General features: G+C 60.8%; 22 protein-coding genes and 2 tRNA genes. 18 read left to right on the top strand and 6 right to left on the bottom strand.

Going from position 1 to position 22815, the window contains the following annotated elements:
* Positions 1-42 precede the first annotated feature (42 nt).
* Positions 43-1401, bottom strand: coding sequence for an exodeoxyribonuclease VII large subunit (gene xseA / locus SPISAL_RS05555; RefSeq protein ID WP_016353493.1), 1359 nt, complete (start codon positions 1399-1401; stop codon positions 43-45).
* A 95-nt stretch (positions 1402-1496) separates the two neighbouring features.
* Between xseA and guaB the strand changes: the two genes are divergently transcribed.
* From guaB to SPISAL_RS05525, 6 genes are read left to right on the top strand one after another with little or no spacing between them, the layout of a single operon-like run.
* Positions 1497-2963 (top strand): IMP dehydrogenase, encoded by a 1467-nt coding sequence (guaB, locus tag SPISAL_RS05550; RefSeq protein ID WP_016353492.1) that lies wholly within the window; start codon positions 1497-1499, stop codon positions 2961-2963.
* Positions 2964-2967: 4 nt separating this feature from the next.
* Positions 2968-4551, top strand: coding sequence for a glutamine-hydrolyzing GMP synthase (guaA, locus tag SPISAL_RS05545; RefSeq protein WP_016353491.1), 1584 nt, complete (start codon positions 2968-2970; stop codon positions 4549-4551).
* Positions 4552-4554: 3 nt separating this feature from the next.
* Positions 4555-5481: a glutathione S-transferase family protein gene (locus SPISAL_RS05540; protein WP_016353490.1), complete on the top strand. Its 927-nt coding sequence runs from the start codon at positions 4555-4557 to the stop codon at positions 5479-5481.
* Positions 5482-5490: 9 nt separating this feature from the next.
* A complete protein-coding gene (gene tadA / locus SPISAL_RS05535; RefSeq protein WP_041389247.1) occupies positions 5491-5976 on the top strand; it encodes a tRNA adenosine(34) deaminase TadA in 486 nt (161 codons plus the stop codon).
* Complete coding sequence (locus SPISAL_RS05530; protein ID WP_016353488.1) at positions 5973-7088, top strand: alcohol dehydrogenase family protein; 1116 nt, start codon at positions 5973-5975, stop codon at positions 7086-7088. Before tadA ends, SPISAL_RS05530 begins: the two co-directional genes overlap by 4 nt.
* Positions 7075-8142, top strand: coding sequence for a proline racemase family protein (locus tag SPISAL_RS05525; RefSeq protein WP_016353487.1), 1068 nt, complete (start codon positions 7075-7077; stop codon positions 8140-8142). Before SPISAL_RS05530 ends, SPISAL_RS05525 begins: the two co-directional genes overlap by 14 nt.
* On the opposite strand, the gene SPISAL_RS05520 is transcribed toward SPISAL_RS05525, so the two are convergent.
* On the bottom strand, positions 8129-9040 hold the full coding sequence (locus SPISAL_RS05520; protein ID WP_016353486.1) for an HAD-IIA family hydrolase: 912 nt from the start codon (positions 9038-9040) through the stop codon (positions 8129-8131). The two genes, SPISAL_RS05525 and SPISAL_RS05520, sit on opposite strands and share 14 nt — an antisense overlap.
* 118 nt (positions 9041-9158) lie before the next feature.
* On the opposite strand from SPISAL_RS05520, the gene SPISAL_RS05515 reads away from it, so the two are divergent.
* From SPISAL_RS05515 to SPISAL_RS05490, 6 genes are all read left to right on the top strand, one after another.
* Positions 9159-9246, top strand: a tRNA-Ser gene (locus tag SPISAL_RS05515).
* Positions 9247-9613: 367 nt separating this feature from the next.
* Positions 9614-10681, top strand: coding sequence for an ABC transporter substrate-binding protein (locus SPISAL_RS05510; protein ID WP_016353485.1), 1068 nt, complete (start codon positions 9614-9616; stop codon positions 10679-10681).
* Between the two features lie 3 nt (positions 10682-10684).
* Positions 10685-11464, top strand: coding sequence for an ABC transporter ATP-binding protein (locus tag SPISAL_RS05505; protein WP_016353484.1), 780 nt, complete (start codon positions 10685-10687; stop codon positions 11462-11464).
* Positions 11461-12222 (top strand): ABC transporter permease, encoded by a 762-nt coding sequence (locus tag SPISAL_RS05500; RefSeq protein WP_222518867.1) that lies wholly within the window; start codon positions 11461-11463, stop codon positions 12220-12222. Before SPISAL_RS05505 ends, SPISAL_RS05500 begins: the two co-directional genes overlap by 4 nt.
* Before the next feature lie 65 nt (positions 12223-12287).
* Positions 12288-12623 (top strand): hypothetical protein, encoded by a 336-nt coding sequence (locus SPISAL_RS05495; RefSeq protein WP_016353482.1) that lies wholly within the window; start codon positions 12288-12290, stop codon positions 12621-12623.
* On the top strand, positions 12623-12961 hold the full coding sequence (locus SPISAL_RS05490; protein WP_016353481.1) for a SaoD/DsrE family protein: 339 nt from the start codon (positions 12623-12625) through the stop codon (positions 12959-12961). Before SPISAL_RS05495 ends, SPISAL_RS05490 begins: the two co-directional genes overlap by 1 nt.
* 71 nt (positions 12962-13032) lie before the next feature.
* Here the strand turns inward: SPISAL_RS05490 and SPISAL_RS05485 are convergent, their stop codons facing one another.
* Both SPISAL_RS05485 and SPISAL_RS05480 read right to left on the bottom strand, forming a co-directional pair.
* Complete coding sequence (locus SPISAL_RS05485; protein WP_016353480.1) at positions 13033-14322, bottom strand: NCS2 family permease; 1290 nt, start codon at positions 14320-14322, stop codon at positions 13033-13035.
* A 53-nt stretch (positions 14323-14375) separates the two neighbouring features.
* Entirely contained in the window at positions 14376-14831 is a 456-nt protein-coding gene (locus tag SPISAL_RS05480; protein ID WP_016353479.1) for a DUF411 domain-containing protein, read from the bottom strand.
* A 104-nt stretch (positions 14832-14935) separates the two neighbouring features.
* On the opposite strand from SPISAL_RS05480, the gene SPISAL_RS05475 reads away from it, so the two are divergent.
* Both SPISAL_RS05475 and SPISAL_RS05470 read left to right on the top strand, forming a co-directional pair.
* Positions 14936-15012: transfer RNA gene (locus SPISAL_RS05475), tRNA-Arg, on the top strand.
* Between the two features lie 138 nt (positions 15013-15150).
* Positions 15151-16050: an EamA family transporter gene (locus SPISAL_RS05470; RefSeq protein WP_016353478.1), complete on the top strand. Its 900-nt coding sequence runs from the start codon at positions 15151-15153 to the stop codon at positions 16048-16050.
* A 4-nt stretch (positions 16051-16054) separates the two neighbouring features.
* Here the strand turns inward: SPISAL_RS05470 and SPISAL_RS05465 are convergent, their stop codons facing one another.
* Both SPISAL_RS05465 and SPISAL_RS05460 read right to left on the bottom strand, forming a co-directional pair.
* Positions 16055-16345, bottom strand: coding sequence for a hypothetical protein (locus tag SPISAL_RS05465; RefSeq protein WP_016353477.1), 291 nt, complete (start codon positions 16343-16345; stop codon positions 16055-16057).
* Positions 16346-16384: 39 nt separating this feature from the next.
* A complete protein-coding gene (locus tag SPISAL_RS05460) occupies positions 16385-17311 on the bottom strand; it encodes a LysR substrate-binding domain-containing protein (protein WP_016353476.1) in 927 nt (308 codons plus the stop codon).
* A gap of 129 nt (positions 17312-17440) precedes the next feature.
* Here SPISAL_RS05460 and SPISAL_RS05455 point away from each other — a divergent pair, with 129 nt between their 5' ends.
* From SPISAL_RS05455 to SPISAL_RS05440, 4 genes are all read left to right on the top strand, one after another.
* A complete protein-coding gene (locus tag SPISAL_RS05455) occupies positions 17441-18646 on the top strand; it encodes an aromatic ring-hydroxylating oxygenase subunit alpha (protein ID WP_016353475.1) in 1206 nt (401 codons plus the stop codon).
* The gene (locus tag SPISAL_RS05450; RefSeq protein ID WP_016353474.1) at positions 18643-20067 is read left to right on the top strand and encodes an aldehyde dehydrogenase family protein; all 1425 of its coding nucleotides are present in this window, start codon (positions 18643-18645) and stop codon (positions 20065-20067) included. The genes SPISAL_RS05455 and SPISAL_RS05450 overlap by 4 nt, the downstream gene beginning before the upstream one ends.
* Positions 20068-20083: 16 nt before the next feature.
* On the top strand, positions 20084-21424 hold the full coding sequence (locus SPISAL_RS05445) for an NAD(P)/FAD-dependent oxidoreductase (RefSeq protein WP_016353473.1): 1341 nt from the start codon (positions 20084-20086) through the stop codon (positions 21422-21424).
* A gap of 106 nt (positions 21425-21530) precedes the next feature.
* Positions 21531-22811: a sarcosine oxidase subunit beta family protein gene (locus SPISAL_RS05440; RefSeq protein WP_245539892.1), complete on the top strand. Its 1281-nt coding sequence runs from the start codon at positions 21531-21533 to the stop codon at positions 22809-22811.
* The last annotated feature ends 4 nt before the right edge of the window (positions 22812-22815 follow it).

Below are 22815 nucleotides of genomic sequence, written 5' to 3'. Positions count from 1 at the left end.
CGCCGGGGAGGCCCTGGCAACAAGCCAGAGGCCATGCGGTTTTCATGTCTCTGAGGGCGGATTGACCGTCTCGACCCGAGCCGTCAGCTCGCCCTGTCCGAGTCGGGCATGCACCCGATCGCCCGTTTTGACCTCACTGGCCGTGCGAAGGATCCGCCCGTTTTCGTCATCCCTGACGATGGCGTAGCCGCGTTGCAGTGTCGCCAGTGGACTGACGGCCTCCAGCGCGCGGGCATTCTCCTGTAGGCGAGCCTGTCGGCGGCCCAAATCTGAGCGCATGGCTATCTGCAGGCGGTTTGTCAGCGCGCTCTGTTGGGCGGCGAGGGCGCGGAGTTGGTGTGCCGGGCTGACCGCTCGCAGCCTCCGAGTCAGTCCTTCGAGGTGTTGTCGCCGAGCGGCGAGACGTGCTTGTCCCGCATGAACGAGGCGTTGTTCCAGCTCATCCAGGCGCTGAGCGCGCTCGCGCAGCTGTCGCCCCGGGTGCTGACTGGCCAGTCGCCGCGCAAGGCGATCGAGATAGCCCCGATGGTGCATGAGCTGACGGGTGAGCGATTGGTTCAGTCGTTCTGTACGGGCCTGCAGCTCGCGGCGTATCGCCATGCCATCCGGCGATAGCAATTCCGCAGCAGCGGATGGTGTGGCGGCACGCTGATCCGCAGCGAGGTCTGCGATGGAAATGTCGACCTCATGCCCGACAGCACTGACGATGGGGAGATGGGCGCGATGAATGGCCCGCGCGACCGCTTCATCATTAAAGGCCTGCAGATCCTCAAGCGAGCCACCGCCTCGGGTGACCACCAATACATCCACTTCGCGTCGAGCCTCAGCGCGATCAATGGCCGCTGCAATCTCTGCAGCAGCGCCGTCACCCTGCACCCGCACCGGGTAAATGAGCACGGGCAGGGCCGGAAAGCGTCGGGCTAGCACGCTCAGAACGTCTCGAATAGCAGCGCCGGTTGGCGAAGTCACCACGCCGATGCGCCGAGGCATGGCAGGAATCGCTTGTTTGATGGTCGGGTCGAAAAGCCCCTCCGCCCCCAGTTTGGCTTTGAGCACCTCGAAGGCCTGCTGCAACGCCCCGTCACCGGCCGGTTCCATATGCTCGGCAATGAGCTGGTACTCGCCACGCGGGGCATACAGGCCAATGCGGGCGCGTAATCGGACGCGCTCCCCATTGTCTGGGGTGAAGCGCAAGCGCAAAGCCCGATTGCGAAACAGCGCGCAACGCACCTGGGATTCCGAGTCCTTCAGCGTGAAATAGACATGACCGGATCGCGGCCTGGCGAGGTTGGAAAGCTCCCCCTCGACCCAGATCAGTGGGTAAGCCTGCTCCAGGATCTGCCGGACCTCCTGATTAAGCCCGGTGACGGTATAGACGTCATGTTGCAGCGGGGTATCCATCACGCGAGTTTATCAGGCCAGGCTGCATTGCCCGGGAACGACGCGGCGTCGTACAATAATCGGTTAACCTGCCAGCGCAAAAAGAGGACGTCGTTATGCAGATTGCCCAGGAAGCACTGACTTTTGATGACGTCCTGCTCCTGCCTGACTACTCGGAGGTGATGCCGCGAGACGTATCACTGGCCACCCGAGTCAGTCGGGACATCACGCTAAACATCCCGCTGCTGTCTGCCGCCATGGACACGGTGACCGAGGCTCGCCTTGCGATTGCCCTTGCCGAGCAGGGCGGCATTGGCATTGTCCACAAGAGCATGAGCGTCGCCGAGCAGGCGCGCGAGGTGCGCACGGTCAAGAAGTTCGAAAGTGGCGTCATCAAAGAGCCGATCACCGTAGCGCCTACCGCCAGTATTCGCGAAGTGCTGCTGTTGATGGGGCAGCACGGGATTTCCGGTGTGCCCGTGGTGGAGGGTGAGAAGCTGGTTGGTATCGTGACCAGTCGCGATCTGCGCTTCGAGACGCGGCTGGATTTGTCCGTGACAGCCGCCATGACCCCCGAGGATCGCCTGGTCACGGTTCAGGAGGGCGCCGAGCGCGAAGAGATCCTGACCCTGTTGCACCGCCATCGCATCGAAAAGCTGCTGGTGGTGAACGGCGACTTCAAGCTGCGCGGCATGATCACCGTTAAAGATATCCAGAAAGCCGAAGACTTCCCGAATGCCTGCAAAGATGAATTCGGGCGGCTGCGTGCAGGCGCGGCTGTCTCGACGGGTGAGGGCACCGAAGAGCGGGTGGAGGCACTGGCAGAGGCGGGCGTCGATCTGCTGGTGGTGGATACCGCCCATGGTCATAGTCGGGGTGTGCTGGATCGGGTGAGCTGGATTAAACAGCATTTCCCGCAAGTGCAGGTGGTCGGCGGCAACATTGCCACGGGGGATGCCGCGGAAGCGCTTGCCAAGGCCGGCGCGGATGCCGTGAAAGTCGGGATCGGCCCCGGTTCGATCTGCACCACGCGAGTCATCGCGGGTGTTGGCGTTCCGCAAATCACGGCCATCGACAATGTGGCCAAGGCCCTCAAGGGCCGAGATATCCCACTGATTGCAGACGGCGGTATCCGTTATTCCGGCGATATGGCGAAGGCGATTGCCGCCGGCGCGCACTGCGTGATGATGGGCAGCATGTTCGCGGGCACCGAGGAGGCGCCTGGTGAGGTCGAGCTCTTCCAGGGCCGCAGTTACAAGTCTTACCGGGGCATGGGGTCGATTGGTGCCATGTCTGGCAGTCAGGGGTCATCGGACCGCTACTTCCAGGAGAATGCCGGCGATGCCGACAAGCTCGTCCCGGAGGGCATTGAAGGACGCGTGCCCTACAAAGGGGCGATGAACGTCATTGTGCATCAGCTCCTGGGTGGGCTGCGGGCGAGCATGGGCTACTGCGGCTGCGGCGATGTCGAAGAATTCCGAACGCGCACGAAGTTCGCGCGGATCACCAACTCCGGCGTTCGCGAGGGCCACGTCCACGACGTGAGCATTACCAAGGAAGCGCCGAACTACCGCAGCGACTGAGCGCATGAACCAGGATATCCATGCCGAGCGGATTCTCGTTCTCGACTTCGGCTCGCAATACACCCAGCTCATTGCCCGTCGGGTAAGAGAAATCGGCGTTTACTGCGAAATCCTGCCCTGGGATGTCGAGGAGACGCGTGTTCAGGGCTTCGCGCCGAGCGGCGTGATCCTCTCTGGCGGGCCGGAGTCGGTGCACGAGGAAACGGCGCAGACGCCGCGTATCGCAGCGGCCGTGCTCGACCTGGCGGTGCCGGTGCTCGGCATTTGCTATGGCATGCAGGCGCTGGCCCATCAGCTGGGTGGCGTTGTCGAACCCTCACAAACAAAGGAATTCGGCTATGCCGAGGTCCGGGCACGTGGGCATTCGGTTCTGCTGCGGGATATCGAGGATCGCACCAACGACGAGGGTCACGGGCTGCTCGATGTCTGGATGAGCCACGGAGACCGGGTGGCGGAGCTGCCGGCAGGCTTCAAGGTCATTGCCAGCACACCCGCCGCGCCAATCGCCGGGATCGGTGATGATGACCGGGGGCTTTACGGGCTGCAGTTCCACCCGGAGGTGACTCACACCCGACAGGGCCAGCGCATTCTTGAGCGGTTTGTTCGGTCGGTGTGTGGCTGCACCGGACAGTGGACCGCGGGCAACATTATCGACGACCTTGTGGCCCGAGTGCGTGAGACGGTGGGTAATCAAAACGTCCTGCTTGGACTCTCCGGTGGCGTTGACTCGTCGGTGGTCGCCGCCCTGTTGCACAAGGCGATAGGCGACCAGCTGACCTGCGTGTTCGTCGATAACGGCCTCTTGCGCCTCGAGGAGGGCGATGAGGTCATGCGCACGTTCGCCCGGCATATGGGGATTCGCGTGATTCGTGTGGATGCCGAGGCGCGGTTTCTCGATGCCCTCGCGGGTGAGGCGGACCCGGAGGCCAAGCGCAAGATTATCGGCCGAACCTTCATCGAGGTGTTTGACGAAGAGGCCGGCAAGCTCGACAACATTCAATGGCTCGCCCAGGGCACCATTTATCCGGATGTGATCGAGTCGGCGGGTGCCAGTACGGGCAAGGCCCATGTCATCAAGTCCCATCATAACGTCGGCGGCCTGCCCGAGCGCATGAATTTGAAGCTACTCGAGCCCCTGCGAGAGCTGTTCAAAGACGAGGTTCGGCGGATTGGTGTGGAGCTGGGGCTGCCTGCCGAAATGGTGCATCGCCACCCGTTTCCCGGACCGGGTCTTGGCGTGCGGATCCTTGGCGAAATTCACAAGGAATATGCCGATTGCTTGCGCCTGGCGGATGCGATTTTCATTGCCGAGCTGCGGGCCGCCGGCTGGTATGAAAAAACCAGTCAGGCCTTTGCCGTCTTCCTGCCGGTCCGGTCCGTGGGGGTGACGGGTGACGGGCGCCGCTACGAATGGGTGGTGGCGCTGCGCGCCGTCGAGACGGTGGACTTCATGACCGCACGCTGGGCGCATTTACCCTATGAATTCCTTGATCATGTCTCGCGGCGGATCATCAACGAAATTGAGGGGATCTCGCGCGTTGTCTATGACATCTCCGGCAAGCCACCTGCCACGATTGAGTGGGAATGAGGTATGGCCGATCTGATTCTGCACCATTACTGGCCATCACCCTTTGCACACAAAACCCGCATGGCGATGGGGCTTGCCGGCCTGGCATGGACGTCAGTGGAAATCCCGAGAGTCCCGCCTAAACCGCTTTTGCTCCCGCTGACCGCCGGTTATCGGCGAACGCCCGTGCTGCAGGTTGGCGCGGATATTTACTGCGATACACACAACATTGCTCAGGTGCTGGCGGACGCGGAGCCGAACGCCGATGACCGCCTGTTTCCCGGGCCTTCCCGTGGGGCGGCGCTGATGCTCGCGGAGTGGGTGGATCAAACGCTCTTTCCGTTAGCGGTCCGAGTGGTGATCACTGAGGCGCTGGATACCGCGCCGCCAGATTTCGTCCAGGATCGGGGGGACCTGTATTTCGGTCCAGGCTGGACGCCGGAGGGGCTGCGTGCAGACGCACCCGGCGTGATCCTTCAGCTTGAGGCAGGGCTGGGACGCCTTGAGTCTTGCCTGGCCGGGCTCGGGCGTTGCGACACACGAGCCCTGTCTTCTGGGGATGTAGCCGCTGCTTTCATCGCCTGGTTTCTTCGGGGGCGCTGGAGCCGCGGTGCTGAACTCCTCCGGGATCATCCCCATCTCTGCGAGGTGGAAGCGGCGCTAGAGGGCATGGGGCAGCAGCCCGCGCGGACGATGTCCGCCGAGGAGGCGCTCGTCATTGCCGAGCGGGCGGCTCCGCAGGCACCAGCGGGTATCCAGCACCGAAGCGATCTGGCGGTAGGTCAGTCTGTTGGTGTTCGCCCCTATGTCCAGTCCTCCGACCCTGAGGTGTTCGGGCGACTGCGTGCGCTGAGCACGGATCGGATATCGATTGATCACGAACACGCGGACGTCGGCCACGTTGCGGTCCACTTCCCGGTCGCGGGATACCAGATCCGGCCTGCGGACTGAGGGCCCAGCGTGAGCACGTCGACGCCCTCGAGTGACCTCCGTTTCATGGCGCGGGCCCTTGAGCTCGCCCACGAGGCCGCCGTGGCGGGTGAGGTGCCGGTCGGTGCCGTGGTGGTGGCGGGCGATCGCATTGTGGGCGAAGGCTGGAACCAGCCCATTGCCACCCGCGACCCCAGTGCCCACGCCGAGATCCTCGCCTTGCGCGCCGCGGGGCAGACACTGGAGGCCTACCGCCTGCCAGGTACACGGCTTTACGTCACATTGGAGCCCTGTCCGATGTGTTTGGGCGCCATGATCCACGCCCGGGTGGACGAGGTGATCTACGGCGCCAGCGATCCCAAAACGGGTGCCTGCGGCGGGGCATTGTCGCTCCATGAGGCGCCAGCGCATAATCATCAACTCACAGTGAGGGGCGGCGTCGAGGCCGACGCGAGCGCCGAGCTGTTAAAAGGGTTTTTCCGCGCCCGGCGCGGTGCGGCAAGAGAGCCATCATGACGGATCAGTCAGTTCCGCAAACGATGTCAGCCGTGGTCCTCACCCGCCATGGCGGCCTGGACGCGCTCGAGTACCGCAATGATGTGCCGGTGCCCCGGCCGGGCCCGAATGAGGTGCTGCTCGAGGTTCATGCCTGCGGCATGAACAACACGGATGTCTGGGTGCGGGAGGGCGCGTATGGCAGCGAGACCGACCCCCAGGCGGTCTCTACCTGGCGGCGCGGCCGCTCCACGCTGACCTTTCCGCGGATTCAGGGCACCGACAGTGTTGGTGTGATCGTGGCGGTGGGTGAGGGGGTGCCGGGCACACGCGTCGGCGAGCGCGTGATTGTGGACTTCAGCCTCTACAACCGCGATGACGATAGCCTCGCGGACATTGATTACATCGGCCATGGCCGCGACGGCGGCTATGCCGAGTATCAATGTGTGCCGGCCGATAACGCCCACGCCGTCGACACCGCGCTGACCGACGCCCAACTGGCCACCTTCTGCTGCGCCTACCTCACCGGTGAGCACATGCTCGAGCGGGCGGATGTCCAGGCCGGCGAGCGGGTGCTGGTCACCGGGGCGTCGGGCGGCGTCGGCTCGGGCATCGTGCAGCTCTGCCGGGCCCGAGGGGCGATCCCCTATGCCGTCACCCGCGCTGACAAGGCCGAGGCGCTGACGGCCATCGGTGCCGAGGCGGTCATCGACCGCGACAGCGATGACTGGCCCGCCGCGGTGGCGGCCGCAACGGGTGATCAGCCCATAGATGTCGTCGCCGACCTGGTGGCCGGTCCGCACTTCAATGACCTGCTGCGCATTCTGCGTCCGGAGGGTCGTTACACCACGGCTGGCGCTATCGCTGGGCCGGTGGTGGAGTTGGACCTGCGCACGATGTACCTCAAGCAGCTCCAGCTCCATGGCTCATCCCAGGGCCGTCGCAGTGATTTCAAACGACTGCTTGGCCACATTCTGGCCGGGCGCATCAGTCCGCTCCTGCATGGCACCTATCCACTGTCTGACTTCCATCGGGCGCAGACGGACTTCATGGCCAAAAATTACGTGGGCAAGCTTGTGGTCGTTCCTGACCGCCACTGGGATGCGGTCGGAGCGCCCCATGCCCATCCCTGATCCGGCCGTCCGGCTGGAATGGATCGACGTGGATGTCGGCGGTGATGTCCATCGGGTTGTGTTCGAGGGTGTCTCATTTGATCCCCAGACCACGGTCCGCGAGCGGATGGACTGGTTGAGTGGGCCAGGGGATGGGCTGCGAAACCTGCTGATTGAGCCGCCCTATGGTCAACCGGCCTTCTGCGTGGATCTGATAACGCCACCCCGGCATCCCGACGCCCAGGCTGCGTTCGTAATCATGGAAGTGATGGGCTATCCGTTTTTCTCGGGCTCGAACACCATGGCGACGGCCTGCGCGCTCCTTGAGGGTGGTGTGATTCCGCTCGAGACGACAGACGGCATGCAATGTGTGCGCCTCGAGACCCCCGGTGGTCGTGTGGATGCGTTTGCGGAGCTGGTCGACGGCCGAGTGGTCAGTGTCTCCGTAGAGGGCGATGAGGCCTTCGTCCATCGAGCCGGCGCCGAGGTCCATCTCCCAGCGCTTGGTCCGATCGCCTATGACCTGGTCTGGAGCGGCGGGCATTACGTCATGGTGAATGCCGAGTCGGTTGGCCTGTTGCCACAGCACGCTGGGCAACCGGATGGGTTGGCGCTGGCTGCACAGATTATCGATGCTGTGCAAGCAGACTTTGATCTATTGCATCCACGCCTGGGCGATGTTGGCTTGCCGCGGTTTTTGCACTGGATGTGGCCTGAGCTCGAGTCGGTTCCCGGTTACTGGACCGCGGTCGGCGGGACGTATGGCCATCCCGGCGTACTCTGGGGCTGCCCGACCGGCACGGGGACTGCCGCCCGGCTCGCACTGCTTGCGCATCGAGGGCAGGTTGCCGCGGGCGCGTCACTGAGCAATTCAAGTCCCTCAGGGGCGACGTTTGAGGCGACACTGCTGGAAACGGGTGAGGTCGGCACCTGGCCCAGTATCCGCACGCGCGTGGTGGGCCAGCCGCGTGTGTTGGGCGCCGTGGCACTGGACCTGCCTGGAAGCAGCCCTGCATTCAGCGCGTTGGATCTGGACTGGTTGCGGCAGCCGGCCGCGGCGATCAGGCCTGCCTGAGCACCCAGTCGGGCGCGATGCCGGAGGTCTGGATCGCCTCGTCGATGTCCATGCCAGCAAGTACACCCGTCTCGGTGACCAGTGCTGTCTGGAGCCCGGCCGTGAGTCCACCAAGGACATCCGTGTGCAGTGTGTCGCCCACCATGAGCGTGCGAGCGGGGTCAACGTCATCGCCGAGTTGCTGCATGGCGGTCTCGAAAATCTGGCCAAAGGGCTTGCCGTAGAACTCGGGTTCGACCCCCGTCTCGTCCATGATCTGATGGGCATAGGTGCCGGGTTCGGTGGAGTGTCCACCCTCCTGCGGCGCCAGCAGGTCCGGATTGGCGACATAAAGCGGCCTCGGATGGGCCTTGAGGCTTTCCACCAGTAGCGCCTGACGAGCCGGCGTCCATTCGGATGCGCCCACCAGTAGAAAGCCTTCGGCGGAGTCGTAATGCGCGCGGTCATCCGCGAGCAGGGTGTAGTCCAGCGGAGGAAACTCATCCGGCCCGAAATGCTGACCCGCGATCATGCCCCAGTGCCGGGGTTCATGATCTTCAAGGCGTCGCACCAGGGTCTTGCGGCTGGTGATGACATCCTCTGACGCGAAGGTATAGCCCAGTGCACCGTAGCGTTCCATGAGCACGCGATGGGGGAACCCGGCGGCGTTGGAGACCACCATGACCCGCTTGCCGGCAGCCTGTAGCTCACGAATCCGCTCTGGCACGCCGGGCACGGCGACCTGCCCCCGGTTGAGCACCCCATAGGCATCCAGGAGGAAGGTGTCGTAGTGCTCGGCAATGTCGCCAAGGTGGGAGGCACGTTGCACTGCCCCGCGTCGATTGGGGAAGGGCAGGCGATCGCGTATCCCTTCGTAAGCCGAGAATCCGAGGGGAGTGGACGACTGGGTGGTCAGCATGGGGGGCGGGCAGTCCTTACAGTATTGGGTGCAACAACCAAGCCATAGTGTAACTGGCCAAACAGCTCATAGTCGCTTTTCCAGGAGAAGTGTTGATGATGTACAATCCGCACCACTGGGAGAGGTGGCTGAGTGGTCGAAAGCGCCGCACTCGAAATGCGGTGAACCGAAAGGTTCCGGGGGTTCGAATCCCTCCCTCTCCGCCAGACATACAAATGGGGCTAACGGCCCCTTTTTTATGTCTGTTGAACGTAGGGGTTCGAACCCCCGGAACAGACGAATAAGGGGTTCGACCCATCGGCGCGAGCCGATGGGGACGGCGAGCGCAGCGAGGCGCCCGAAGGGTGAGGCCCGCAGGGCCGAATCAATCCCTCCCTCTCCGCCAGACATACAAATGGGGCCAACGGCCCCTTTTTTATGTCTGTTGAACGTAGGGGTTCGAACCCCAGCGGTGCGGGTGCTGCAAGGGCGGCCTTATTCCTGAATGCAATATCCCTAGAACGGATTGATCCTTTGGCTGCATTAGTGCGGCCGTTATCCTGATTATAGTTAACGATTCACCTGGAGTGGACCATGTCGAACTGCTGCAATGATCTCGAACCGCTAAAGAGCGGGGATGTCGACGTCCTGCACATTAGCCGCGGCGTCTCCCGACGCGATTTTCTGCGCGGCGCCGCCGGTGCTGCAGGACTGACTGCCATGGGCGGGATTGTTGGTCCGGTTTGGGCCGAGCAGAAACGCGTGCGGCTGGCCTTCTGCAGCCAGTTGCTGTGTGTAGTGCCTTATGAGGCGACCCGTGCCGCGGGCTTTTTTGCTGAGGAAGGCCTCGATGTAGAGCTCGTCTATACGCGGGGCGGCAGTGCCGCATTGCAGGCGCTTAATGGCGGCGCGGTGGACTATGCGGCCACCTCATTTGACGCGGCCCTGAACGCCTTCTCGAGTGGGGCTGACATTGTGCGCTTTGCCTCCACCGGGCGGCTGCCCTTGTTTGCCCTGGCGACTAGTCCAGATCTTGCCGGCGAGCTAGAGAGTGTTGAGTCCCTTCAAGGCCGCACGATTGGCGTCTCCGCGCTCGGCAACGCTGACCATGCTTTCATGCTCTATTTGCTCAGTCGGGCGGGGGTGAACCCCGAGTCGGTAGAGTTCGCGACTGTGGGGACAAACCTATACGACGCTATCCGGCTGGGTCAGCTCGATGCCGGAATGGTCCAGGAACCAGCGCTGTCCCTGCTCGAGGAGAGTGGCTCGCGGGTCCTGGTTAATGGCATGGACATTGATGATGCCCGGGAGTATCTCGGTGGTGCCTATGAGTTCATGGGTGTCGCCGTGCGGCGTGAGGAGCTCGAGGCGCGCACTGAGGAAATGCAGGCGCTTGCGCGGGCTCTCGGAAAGGGGCTGCGCCATGTGCAGTCTGCTGATCCAGCCCAGCTCGTCGAATCGCTACCGTCGGAGATCATCACGGGCGGAGACCGTGATCAGCTCGCGAATACGCTGGCGCGATACCGCGCTTCGCTCTATCCGGAGGCTGTGAACATGAATCTCGAGGCGATGCAGCGGGTGATTGACGTCAACCAGGCCGCGGGTGGCCGAGGTGGCAGCGTCGAGCTGGATCGCATCGTGGCGCCGGGAGTGGTCGGCTGATCTATGCTCGAACTCTCGGATGTTCAGATCAGCTATGGAGCAGAGCCGGTCGTCGAAGGCGTTGACCTGACGGTCGGCTTTGGTGAGTTCGTCAGTCTCATTGGGGCGTCCGGCTGCGGGAAGAGCACACTGCTTCGTGCCGTGATGGGACTGCAGACGTCCTCGGCCGGCCGCGTCGAGCTTGGCGTGGACCGAGATGAGATTGGGTTTCTGTTCCAGGACGATGCCCTGCTGCCTTGGCGAACAGCGCGTGAGAATGTGGCCCTGGGCCTGCGCAACCACGGCATAGCCAAGGCCGAGGCCCTGGAGAAGGCCGATGCATGGCTGGCCTCAGTCGGGCTGCGGGGTTTTGAAGACCGTTACCCGCGGGAGCTCTCCGGGGGGCAGAGAAAGCGGGTCGCCATCGCGCAGGTGCTGGCTCTGCGGCCGCGCTTTCTATTGATGGACGAGCCGTTTGCGTCACTTGATGCCATCGTCCGGCACTATCTCACCAATGATCTGCTGCGATGGGTGGAGAGCGAGTCACTGACCGTGCTGCTGGTGACCCACGATCTTGAAGAGGCGGTAGCGCTCTCGGATCGGGTCATTCTGCTTGGCAGTGGGCCGCGCGCACGCATTAAGGGCCGGTACGAGGTCAACTTGCCGAGGCCCCGGGATCTGCTGAAGGTCAAGGAAAACCCCGAATTCGCCCGCATTGCCACCACCCTCTGGAACGACCTATCTGGCGAAGTCCGGGCGCCCCAGGCGCAGTCAGCGCCGCCATTGAGGGTGGTTAACCAGTGATCTGGCAGAAATACGGCCTTTTTGCCCGAAGGGCGGCAGCGCTTGCCCTAATAGCGGGCCTTTGGGAGTTCATCGGTCGGATGGGTTGGGTGGATCCGTTCTACGCGCCTGCGCCGTCGGCTATCGCTGGCGCGGTGGGCGGTCTCTTTGCCGATGGCGAGATCTACAAGCACCTCGAGGCCACGTTTGGCGCCGCGCTGCTGGGGCTCGGGCTCGGGCTGGCCGGTGGGGCTATTCTGGGCTTTATCGCCGCGCTGCTGCGGCCGGTGGCCGAGTTGCTCGAACCCGTGATGGCGATGCTCAATGCGATCCCGCGGGTCATCCTCGCGCCGCTGTTCATCATCTGGCTCGGCATTGGGCTGGCATCGAAGGTGGCCCTGTCATTCATTCTTGTCGTGGTTCTGACCTTCTTCTCGGTCTATAACGGCATTCGCGATGTTGACTACCGGTTGGTCGAGCGGGTCAAAACACTCGGTGGCGGTCAGTGGGTGTTGTTGCGCGAGGTCTACATCCCCTCAGTGGTGACCTGGGTTATGGGCAGCCTGAAGGTGGCTGTTGGCTTTGCGTTCACCGGCGCGGTAGTGGGTGAGTTCGTAGCCTCAAGCCGTGGGTTGGGGTATCTGCTGGCCTTCGCTCAGAGTACCTACAACGCGACACTCACCTTTGGGCTGATCTTCCTGGTGCTGGTGTTCGTCATGATCCTCTTCACGCTGTCGGGCATGCTCGAGCGCCACTTATTGCGGTGGAAATACCGATGAGTGCCTGTTGCGCGGCCCGTCGGCCGGCGTCGGGGTTCAGCGTTCAGGATTGTCTCGAGCGGGGCATGGAAACGCGCCGTCTTTCGCCCCTGCCGTTGCGTGGCCAAACGGTGCAGGCCGCTTCCGGCTTGCACGCAGGCTTTAGTGCCGCCGTCTTGGATGGCCGATTAAAAACGCTGCAGTTCGAATGCAGCGCCTGCTCCACACTCGTTGCCTATTGCCAGGCGATGGTCGACATGCTCGTCAACCAGCCCATTAATTCGCCGGCTGTGCCGGCGCTGGATACGCTGATCGCTCGCGTTAGTGGTGTCCCACCGCTGTTGCAGGATCGGGCCGCCATCGCTTTGGGAAGCTGCCGGGCACTGATGATGACCATCCAAACCAACCATCAGGGGGGCTAATGAAAGTTGCCTATATATTCGCTACCCAGCGTCACACTGTTTCCTACGTTCTTGGGCGCATGATCCTGCCCCAGCTCGAAGAGCAGCGTCATGGCGTGGAGGTTGTGGGCATGTTCTTTTTCGAGGACAACAACTACGTGCTCGTGGAGGGTGACGTGATCGGCGAGCGCCTGCGCAAGGTCGCCGAGTCGCAGAACATCCTGCTGATGGGCTGTGATCAGTGCTGCTACGAGCGTGAAATCGCAGACCGGCTGATGCCAGGCATTCCGATCGGCTGTTTTCCGGATCTTTATGGCGCGTTGGCGGGCAATATGCCAGACCAAATCATTACGCTGTAGTGACTCGGTGCAAAAGCGCAAAAAAAAGCCGGCCCATAGGTCGGCTTTTTCGTTGCTAGATTACCCGCTCGTCAAAGTAGCGCGAAGCGCACAGCAAACAGCGCCGCGATCAGCCAGACGGCGATGTGGATTTCCCGTACCCGGCCCGCGAGCGCCTTGCCAAGTACATAGGTGATGAAGCCAAGGCCCATGCCGTCTGCGATGGAGTAGGTGAGCGGCATGGCGATCGCAGTGACGACGGCGGGGGCCGTGTCGGTGATGTCATCCCAGTCGAGATCGGCGAGACCCCGCGCCATCATGCAGGCGACAAACAGCAGCGCTGGCGCAGTGGCATAGCCTGGGATAGCGCTGACCACGGGCAGGAAGAACAACGAGAGCAGGAACAGCACGGCGATAACCACAGCGGTCAGGCCAGTGCGGCCGCCGGCGTTTACGCCAGCGGCGCTCTCGATGTACGTGGTGGTGGTCGATGTGCCTAGAACAGCGCCGCCAATGGTTGCGCCAGAGTCGGCCATCAGTGCGCTGCGCAGTCGTCCGAGCTTGCCGTCTTTATCAAGGAATCCGGCTCGGTGAGACAGACCCACCAGCGTGCCGCTGCTATCGAACAGATCCACGAACAGGAAGACCAGCACCACCGAAATCAGACCCATCTCGAAGGCGCCGGCGATATCCATCTGCAGGAACGTTGGGCTGGGATCCGGTGGCATGGACACCACGCCATCAAACTCCGCGACACCCAGGGGGACGCCGATGATGCTGATGGCAAGGATGCCAAGCAGCACGGCGCCCGGGATTTTGTGATAGCTGAGCGCCACCATGATGCCGAAGCCCAGCATGGCCAGGAGCGTGGGCGTGGCGGTCAGGTCACCCAGCGTGACAAGCGTTGCTTCACTATCCACCACGATGCCGGCGTTCTTCAAAGCGATGATCGCCAGGAAAAAACCGATACCCGCGGAAATAGCCATTTTGAGCGACATGGGAATCGCATTGATGATCCATTCCCGAATGGGCAGTAGCGAGATAATCAGAAACAGAATGCCGGAGAGGAAGACCGCGCCAAGCGCCGTCTGCCAGGCGATGCCCATGCCGAGCACCACACCGTAGGTGAAATAGGCGTTCAGACCCATACCGGGTGCCAGGCCGAACGGGTAATTGGCGTAGAGCCCCATGATCAGGCTGCCGAGCGCTGCTGCCAGACAGGTAGCGACGAAGACAGCCCCCCAATCCATCCCCGTGTCAGAGAGGATGCTCGGATTCACCACGACAATATAGGCCATGGTCAAAAAGGTGGTTAACCCGGCGAGCAGCTCACGCCGCAGATCCGTGCCGTTCTCGGCAAGGCCAAAGAATCGCTCCAGCATGTTGTTCCCCAAAAATGCCCAAATTCGGATTATACAATGCAACGGCCGTGCCGCTAGCGATGCTCTCGATAGGTCTCCGTCGCGCCATCGTGTTTCACCAGAAGGGTTTCGTAGGCATCACGTTCATCCCCCATTTCCATCCCGGGCGAGCCAATGGGCATGCCCGGCACGGTGAGGCCGCGCGCATTTGGTGCATCCTCGATCAGGCTGCGAATCTCATTCGCATGGACATGGCCTTCGATGAAGTAGTTGTCGACAACGGCGGTGTGGCAAGAGGCAAGGCCTGGCCCAATGTCCATTTTCGCCTTGATGTTGTTGAGCTCGGCGTGGGTGACATCGCGGGTCTCAACGTTGAAGCCGCGGTCTTTGAGATGATCGACCCACGCCGTGCAACAGCCGCAGGTGGGCGTCTTTGCAACATTGATTTCGATGTCGGTGGCGAATGCGTTATGACCTGTGGCCATCAATGGCAGGGCGAGTGTGATGGCGATGCAACGAATCCGATTCATGGCGTGGCTCCCGTTCTGATGTTGCCCGTATCATAACCTCTTTGGCCTGGTGGTGTGCCTTGACCCTTGCCCCTAAACTGCCCATAATCCGCGCTCTCAACAAAGCGCCTGTAGCTCAACTGGATAGAGCACCTGACTACGGATCAGGAGGTTGGGGGTTCGAATCCTCCCGGGCGCGCCAGCTATTAGAAGACCGGCCAATAGAGGCCGGTTTTTTTATTACGAAACAATCCGCTTTATACCGCCGAGGAATGGGGCGTTCCTCGAGGCCGGGCACTGATAGCGCAGCCACACTCAGTATAGCCGTGGAGGTCAGTGCATGCCGGTGCTGCTCGTTGCCTTTGGCGCTTTCCAATGGGGGCTATCGGGTGGGCTGGCCAGCATCCTCATGGACGCGGGCTGGTCGCCGCAGGTCGTGACCTTCTGGCGGGTGGTTGTCGGGCTGCTGTGCATGGGGGCCTGGGTGCTCTGGCGGGTGGCGAGTGGGGTGCGACGCGAATTCGGATGGCGTCTTGTCGCCTGGTCGAGCCTTGCCGGGTTCGGTGTGGCAGGTAATCTGGTCTATTATTTCCTGAGCATTAGCGCTGGCAGCGTCGCGGTCGCAATCACCCTGATGTATACCGCGCCCGTCATGGTCTATCTCGTCTCTTTTCTACTGCGCACTGAGCGGCCAACGATCGGTAGCGGGCTGGTTATCCTCGCCACCATGGTTGGAATCGTGCTGATGACCGGTGTCTATACGGGATCATCTCCCCGACTGACTGCGTTTGCAGTAACCAGCGGTCTGCTCTCGGCCGCGTCCTACGCCCTGTTCATCTTCGCCTTTAAATCAGCAGGCCAGCATGGCTCAACACCGGCAGCGCTATCGGTCGCCTTTACCGCCTCGGTGATTGCTTTGGCGCCGCTGCTGGATTGGGCTGAAGTGGCGCGCGTGCCAGCCTCGCCTGATGCGTGGTTGTTTCTGCTTTTCGGGTTGATGGGCGCGGGGCTGTCGTTTTTTTGTTACTTCACGGGTCTACGGGGCGTGCTGCCGTCGACTGCCGCCGTGACGGCCATGGTGGAGCCGGCGACAGCGACACTGTTTGGTGTGCTGCTACTCGGTCAGTTGCTCAGGCCCACGGAAGCAATGGGCGTTGCCGTGATCCTGATTGCTGTGACTTGGCTGAATGTCCAGCGCCAGCTGGCACAACGTCGAAGACGGCTTGAACAAGAAGCCTGAGCGCTTACCGGCCTGACTCTTCTTGGCTGGCGTCAAAGTTTCGGCGGCTATGACGCATGAGGAAGAAAGTCAGGAAGCACATCGTGATTAGTGCCATGTGCCCAATAATCGAATAGCCGATCATGATGTATTCGCCGATGTAGAGGCCAAAGCTCACGCACCACATGAAGGCAAGAATATTGGTCGCGAGGTATTTCCACTCTAACGGCGCGTTTGATAGAGCATTGCTCGTCGGGTCGATGAGCCCGAACATCAAGCGGATAAGCTTAAACAATCCAATCATGGCGCCTAGCATCCGCGCGTTTTCTTGTTGACACAATCACCTGGTGGCTTTTTATATTCCGCCATTATCAGTTAGCTTTGCCCCCGATGCAGCTAACCACGCCATCAGCTTACCCGTTCGGGCATCTGCATGAATGGTCTTCAGAGGGCGCAAATAAAAAGCACCGACCGTTGGGAAATCGCCGACGTCGAGCTTAACCAGGCTGCCGGCGGCAATCAGGTCATCGACCAGATGTTGCCAACCTAAGGCGATGCCTTGGTTTGCGACCGCGGCCTGCAAAAGCATGCTGTAGGAGTTTAGTCGCACGGCTCGCTTTGGTTTGAATCGTGCGTGCCCCATGTGCTGAAACCAAACGTCCCAGCCCGTCCAGTCAGGGTGGTCGTCGTCGTGAATCAGTAGAGTGTGGTTGAGCATCTTCTCAACGCTATCGATGTTGCCGTGTACCGCTAGAAAATCAGGAGAGCAGACCGGAAAAATTGCTTCTTCGAACAGCATGCAGGCTTCTTGTTCAGGTGGGGCGTTGCGTGAGTAGCTGATCACCAGATCGATATCGCCACTGGCCTCGGGCAAATCAAAATCGGTTGCCATAACTCGGATGGGAAGGTCGGGGTCTCGCGCGCGATAGCGATTAATCCGAGGCATAAGCCACAGTGAAGCCATGGCGCTCGTTGCACCAATCGTCAACGGGCCTTCCTCGCCTTCTTCCCGCAGATCCTCTGTTGCTGCCGCGATGCTGTTCAGGGCATCAACGACCACGTCCGCGTATCGCTGGCCAGCCATGGTGAGTTTGAGTTTCCGCTCTCCGCGCTCAAATAGCTGCGTGCCAAGCCGCTCCTCCAGGTTGCGGATCTGCCGACTGATCGCGCCCTGAGTCAATGCGAGTTCATCGGCTGCTCTGGTGAAGCTAAGCAGCCGGGCAGCAGCCTCGAAGGCGGGCAGTGTTTTAAGCGGTGGTAACGGATAGGGCCCATATCTCATCGCCTGGTCTCCCTCTTGGTGAGCAATGAAATTTTATCATCTCAATCATGCTTAAAAATCCTTTGTGGCCGCCACCGCTTGCTTAATACATTCGTCGTGTTCATCGAGCGTCAGTGATTGGAGGTTTCCATGGCCCAGTCTGATTCTGCCTTAAGTGATCAGATTTTCGCCGTGCTGCGAGAGACCGCGACGGCCCGCGGGTTGCCGAATGATTTCTATGTTGAGCATGGCTCTATCGCGCTCGAAAAGGAGCGAATCTTTTCAAAAACTTGGAGTGGTCTTGGCTTCGCGTCGGATATCCCCGAGCCTGGCGATGCTAAGCCGGTGGATTGGTTGGGCGTGCCTCTGTTGATGGTCCGTGATCAAAAAGGGCGGGTCCATGTCCACCACAATGTTTGCAGTCATCGGGGGCGTCAGTTGCTCGATGGACCCTGTCGGCTGAAGGCCAGCATTCGTTGCCCGTATCACTCGTGGAACTACGGTTTTGATGGCGCTTTGTTGGGTACGCCGCATATCGGCGGGGTCAACGTGCATGAGAGCGAGGGATTTGATCGCGCAGCTAACGCCTTACGGTCGGTACCCAGTGCTGTCTGGTGTGACGTTGTCTTCGTCAATCTTTCTGGAGATGCCGGTCCGTTCGAGGATTTTATCGCTCCTGTCATGGCACGTTGGCATAAGTATTGGGGTGGTTCAGGGCCTGACGAGCTGAGGTCTGGCGCGGGGGATACTCAGACCACACTCGATGTCGCCTCGAACTGGAAGCTTGCGGTTGAGAATTATTGCGAGTCCTATCATTTGCCTTTCGTGCATCCTGATCTCAATAGCTTTTCCCGGCTTGAGGACCATTATGAGGTCTTTGATGACGACGGCGCGTCATTCGCAGGGCAGGGCACAAGAGTCTATAACCTCGCTGAGGTAGCCGGCACACGCCTGCCTCGGCTGGAGTCTTGGCCGCAGGCGCTCCAGCGAGAAGCGGAATACCTGGCGCTTTACCCGAACCTGCTCATTGGACTTCAGGCCGACCACTTTTTTGCGGTTCTCCTCGAGCCCATTTCCGAGGCGCACACACGTGAACACGTGAGGCTTCTGTTCGTTGGTGATGGGGCAACGGACTCTGCCTACGCGGAGGCTCGAGAGAAGACCTTGGCGTCTTGGGAAAACGTCTTCAGCGAAGACATCTCTATGGTTGAGGGTATGCAGCGAGGGCGCCACTCGCCGGCTTATCAAGGTGGTGTGTTTTCACCCGTGATGGATGGCCCGACGCATCATTTTCATCGCTGGGTAGCTCGTCGCTTGGCGCCCGGTGATGAGCCGCCGGAGGTACTCGCGGGATGATTGCTCGCCACTTTATCGGCGGCAGATGGTCGGACGCTGGTGCACGGATAGAAGTGGAAGATCCTGGTACGGGTGAAGCGATAGGTGAGGTTGTTCTCGCTGATGGCGAGACAGTTGACGAGGCCGTTATGGCCGCAGATGCCTGTCATAGAAGCGGTGCGCTGACGGGACCGCGTCCGGCCTATCGGCTCTCATTAATGCTGCGGATGGCCGGAGCCATCCGTGAGGTAACAGAGCAGGGTGCCGAAATTTTGTGCCGCGAGTCAGGTAAACCCCTTAGCGATGCGCGTGGCGAGTTCGAAGAGGCGGCACGCTATTTTGAATATTACGGCGGCATGGCCGATAAGCTGGAAGGCCGCTCTATTCCGCTTGGCGAGAACTATTTTGATTGGACTGTTCGGGAACCTCATGGTGTATCGGCTCATGTCGTGCCCTGGAATTTCCCGGTTGGCCTTGCTGCGCGTTCCCTTGCTGCGGGGCTTGCCGCCGGCAATTGCATCGTCATCAAATCCCCTGAGCTGGCCCCGTTGGGACTCACTGTTCTTGTGGAGGCATTGGCTAACGCCGATTTGCCGGCGGGCGCAATCAATCTTGTCAGTGGCTACGGACGCGAGACGGGCGAAGCCCTGATCCGTCATCCGATGGTCCGGCATATCGTGTTTACCGGCTCAGTACCGACTGGCCGCGCCATTCTGCATGCGGCCGCTGAGCGAATTGTGCCAAGCGTCATGGAACTGGGCGGAAAATCAGCCGGCATTGTCCATGCAGATGCGGACATCGATACGGTAGTCGCGAGCGTGGAGAGCGGTGTTTTTTTTAACGCCGGGCAAGTTTGCTCAGCGATGTCGCGTCTGCTTGTGCATGATTCACTGCACGACGAACTGGCCCACGCAATTCGTCAGCGTGCGGAAGCGCTGCGCATTGGTCATGGACTGGAAGACCCTGACCTGACGCCTCTTATCTCTGCAGATCAGCTGGATCGTGTCGAGCAACTCTGCAGCAGCGGGCTTCGCGATGGGGCAACAGCCATAACGGGCGGTCAGCGGATCGATCGAGCGGGTCACTTTATGCAACCTACAGTCTTCACGGATGTCCGCGCGTCAATGGCGATTGCTAAGGAAGAGATTTTTGGACCCGCTTTGTCGTTGCTGCGTTTCCGGACGACTGATGAGGCGGTTGCGATGGCCAACGACACCGATTACGGACTGGTCGCAGGCGTGTTTGGTCGAGATCTCGATCGAACACTCGATACAGCGCGGCAACTGGATGCCGGGCAGGTTTTCGTTAATGAGTGGTTCGCGGGAGGGGTGGAAACGCCCTTTGGCGGGACAGGATTGTCCGGCTATGGCCGTGAGAAAGGATTGGAGGCGCTCGATAATCATTTGCGGACGCGCAACATCGCCGTTCGGCTTAATCGCTAATTGGTAGGAGCTCAGCATGAAACTGCCCGAAAACGCACGCGTTGTAATCATTGGTGCCGGTATCCACGGCCTTAGTACCGCTTGGCATCTAGCGCGTGAGTTCCGTGCCAGCGGCCAGGGGAGCGGTGGGGATATTGTGGTGCTGGATAAGACAAGCATTGCCGCGGGTGCATCCGGGATCGCGTGCGGCGTCGTTCGCAATAATTATTACCAGCCCGCGATGCGAGAACTGATGGCCCACAGTGTCGAGGTTTGGGAAAGCGATCCAGCGGCCTTCCATTACCACCCAGTCGGCTATTTACAAATCAGCCCGGAGGTGATGCGTGAGGATGTCGCGAGTATCGCGGAGCAGCAGGCGTCTATCGGTTACGAATCGGTGTTTATCGAAGGCGAGCGCGCTTCCCATGCCTACATGCGTGAGCTGTTTGACGACTGGCAAGCGCCAGGTACGACGTCGGTGCTGCACGAAAAGCGAGGAGGATATGCGCACAATGGGGCATCTATCCGTGGACTTGCGGATAAGGCTGAGGCGGAAGGTGTGCAAATCATCACCGGGGTTTCAGTAGCGGGATTTCGGAGGGACGAATCGGGTGCTCTAACGGCGGTGCATACGGATGTCGGTGATATTGAGACAGATTATGTCGTCTTGGCAGTAGGTCCCTGGATCGAGAGATTCTGGACGATGCTGGACTTGCCGCAGAAGATAACAGTCCGAGACACTGAGGGCGTAGAGCATCCGGATGTGCCGATGTGGACTTTCTGGAGCTTACAGGAGGGAACACTCGGGCTGGATCCGGGGGTTCAGAGGACCTCTAGCGGTGAAATGCCGCCTGTTGTTCATGTTGACTCGGACGAGCCATTGTATTCCGCTGAAGATGGCTCATTAATTACAGATTCCATGTGGGGGATCTATTACAAGCCTGATTTCAACTTTGGCGGTATACAAGGCGGTGCATCGCCATTTCCTATCGATCGCCCAGCGGCTGAGGTGGCGGTCGATCCGTATGGTCCGGCCTCCCCGGATTTCATCGTCGGCGAGTCATTCGCGCACATGTGGACATCAGCGCTCGGGTTTTGCCAAACACGCTTTCGAGGCACGCTGAATCAGTTTCGTCGTGAGCCATCCGGCGGTATCGGCTGCTTCACGCCCGATAATTTCCCAGTCTTCGATGTGGTGCACGACAATTGTTATGTAATCGCAGATTCTAATCATGGCTACAAAATGATCGGCGTTGGAGCGCTCGTGGCCCAGGAAATCATGGGTCGTGCTCAGGCCCTGCTGGCGCCATTTCGCTTTGGCCGATATGACTCGGGTGATTTACATCCAACCTCGAATAGCCCGTTTCCGTGGAGTTGATGGGCTCGTCAGGAATTTCGCAATAAACAATACTGATAGTGCCTGCTGCAAATACTGATGGTTGCCCGTCGGAAGGCGGCACAGGGGTAATCTGAACCCACTCAAGATGAGCAATGTCGGGGGCACGGCCCGGATGCGCTACTCGTTATGGAATCTCGCCCGTCAGGCTCTGCGTGGCCATCGCGGCTGGCAGCCGGCGTGGCGCGATGCAGAGCCCCAGCGCCATTACGATGTCATTATTATCGGCGGTGGCGGCCATGGGCTTGCGACCGCCTATTACCTGGCCCGCGATCACAATGTCGGGCGTATCGCTGTGCTGGAGAAAGGCTGGCTGGGCGGCGGTAATACCGGCCGAAACACCACGATTGTTCGCTCGAATTACATGCTCGGTGATAACACCGACTTTTACGAATGGGGCATGAAGCTCTGGGAGAGCCTCTCTCAGGATCTCAACTTCAACGTGATGCTATCTCAGCGCGGGCAGTTCAATCTGGCGCACAGCGACGCGCAGATGGATGCTGCGCGACGGCGCGGTAATATCATGCGGGCCCATGGCATCGATGCCGAACTGGTCGATCGTCAGGTGGTTCAGGAAGCCCTACCCCACCTCGATTTTCGCGATGAAGCCCGGTTCCCGATTTACGGCGCGCTCTACCAGGGCCGTGCTGGTACCGCCCGACACGATGCTGTCGCCTGGGGATACGCGCGAGCGGCAGACGCCTACGGCGTTGATATCATTCAGAATTGTGAGGTGACCGGTTATACCTTCGAGGGTGAGCGCGTGACCGGCGTTGAGACGAGCCGCGGGCAGATTGGCGCCGGGCGTGTGGGCTTGGCCGTGGCCGGTAACACGGGGCGACTGGCGGGTATGGCGGGCCTTCGACTGCCTATCGAGAGCCATGTCCTGCAAGCCTTCGTCAGCGAGTCGGTCAAGCCTTGCCTGGATCATGTGGTGGGTTTTGGTGCAGGACACTTCTACATCAGCCAGTCCGACAAGGGCGGACTGGTGTTTGGCGGGGACCTCGATGGCTATAACTCCTATGCGCAGCGCGGCAACTTGCCGTTGCTCGAGGATGTGCTGACCAGCGGGGTTGCGCTTATGCCCTGGCTGTCACGGGTGCGCCTGCTGCGTCACTGGGGTGGCGTCATGGACATGACCATGGATGGCAGTCCGATCATCGCGCCAACCCCGGTGGAGGGGCTCTACCTGAATGGGGGCTGGTGCTACGGCGGTTTCAAGGCAACGCCAGCCTCGGGCTGGTGCTTTGCGCATTTGCTTGCCGAAGGCGAGTCACACCCATTGACCCGAGATTTCACCCTCGAGCGCTTTGGGCTGGGGGATCAGCTGGATGAGAAGGGCATGGGCCCCAGTCCCTGGGCGCATTAGGAGC

The sequence above is a fragment of the Spiribacter salinus M19-40 genome (assembly GCF_000319575.2).
GTDB classification, from domain to species: Bacteria; Pseudomonadota; Gammaproteobacteria; order Nitrococcales; family Nitrococcaceae; genus Spiribacter; species Spiribacter salinus.
Note: the sequence above shows the minus strand (reverse complement) of the source record. Positions and strands in the feature narration are given on the sequence as shown.

Bases quoted from the DNA above. Each gene is read 5' to 3' on its own strand.
- xseA (WP_016353493.1), bottom strand. From the start codon at position 1,401: ATGGATACCCCGCTGCAACATGACGTCTATACCGTCACCGGGCTTAAT.
- guaB (WP_016353492.1), top strand. From the start codon at position 1,497: ATGCAGATTGCCCAGGAAGCACTGACTTTTGATGACGTCCTGCTCCTG.
- guaA (WP_016353491.1), top strand. From the start codon at position 2,968: ATGAACCAGGATATCCATGCCGAGCGGATTCTCGTTCTCGACTTCGGC.
- SPISAL_RS05540 (WP_016353490.1), top strand. From the start codon at position 4,555: ATGGCCGATCTGATTCTGCACCATTACTGGCCATCACCCTTTGCACAC.
- SPISAL_RS05530 (WP_016353488.1), top strand. From the start codon at position 5,973: ATGACGGATCAGTCAGTTCCGCAAACGATGTCAGCCGTGGTCCTCACC.
- SPISAL_RS05525 (WP_016353487.1), top strand. From the start codon at position 7,075: ATGCCCATCCCTGATCCGGCCGTCCGGCTGGAATGGATCGACGTGGAT.
- SPISAL_RS05520 (WP_016353486.1), bottom strand. From the start codon at position 9,040: ATGCTGACCACCCAGTCGTCCACTCCCCTCGGATTCTCGGCTTACGAA.
- SPISAL_RS05510 (WP_016353485.1), top strand. From the start codon at position 9,614: ATGTCGAACTGCTGCAATGATCTCGAACCGCTAAAGAGCGGGGATGTC.
- SPISAL_RS05505 (WP_016353484.1), top strand. From the start codon at position 10,685: ATGCTCGAACTCTCGGATGTTCAGATCAGCTATGGAGCAGAGCCGGTC.
- SPISAL_RS05495 (WP_016353482.1), top strand. From the start codon at position 12,288: ATGGAAACGCGCCGTCTTTCGCCCCTGCCGTTGCGTGGCCAAACGGTG.
- SPISAL_RS05490 (WP_016353481.1), top strand. From the start codon at position 12,623: ATGAAAGTTGCCTATATATTCGCTACCCAGCGTCACACTGTTTCCTAC.
- SPISAL_RS05485 (WP_016353480.1), bottom strand. From the start codon at position 14,322: ATGCTGGAGCGATTCTTTGGCCTTGCCGAGAACGGCACGGATCTGCGG.
- SPISAL_RS05480 (WP_016353479.1), bottom strand. From the start codon at position 14,831: ATGAATCGGATTCGTTGCATCGCCATCACACTCGCCCTGCCATTGATG.
- SPISAL_RS05470 (WP_016353478.1), top strand. From the start codon at position 15,151: ATGCCGGTGCTGCTCGTTGCCTTTGGCGCTTTCCAATGGGGGCTATCG.
- SPISAL_RS05465 (WP_016353477.1), bottom strand. From the start codon at position 16,345: ATGCTAGGCGCCATGATTGGATTGTTTAAGCTTATCCGCTTGATGTTC.
- SPISAL_RS05460 (WP_016353476.1), bottom strand. From the start codon at position 17,311: ATGAGATATGGGCCCTATCCGTTACCACCGCTTAAAACACTGCCCGCC.
- SPISAL_RS05455 (WP_016353475.1), top strand. From the start codon at position 17,441: ATGGCCCAGTCTGATTCTGCCTTAAGTGATCAGATTTTCGCCGTGCTG.
- SPISAL_RS05450 (WP_016353474.1), top strand. From the start codon at position 18,643: ATGATTGCTCGCCACTTTATCGGCGGCAGATGGTCGGACGCTGGTGCA.
- SPISAL_RS05445 (WP_016353473.1), top strand. From the start codon at position 20,084: ATGAAACTGCCCGAAAACGCACGCGTTGTAATCATTGGTGCCGGTATC.
- SPISAL_RS05440 (WP_245539892.1), top strand. From the start codon at position 21,531: ATGAGCAATGTCGGGGGCACGGCCCGGATGCGCTACTCGTTATGGAAT.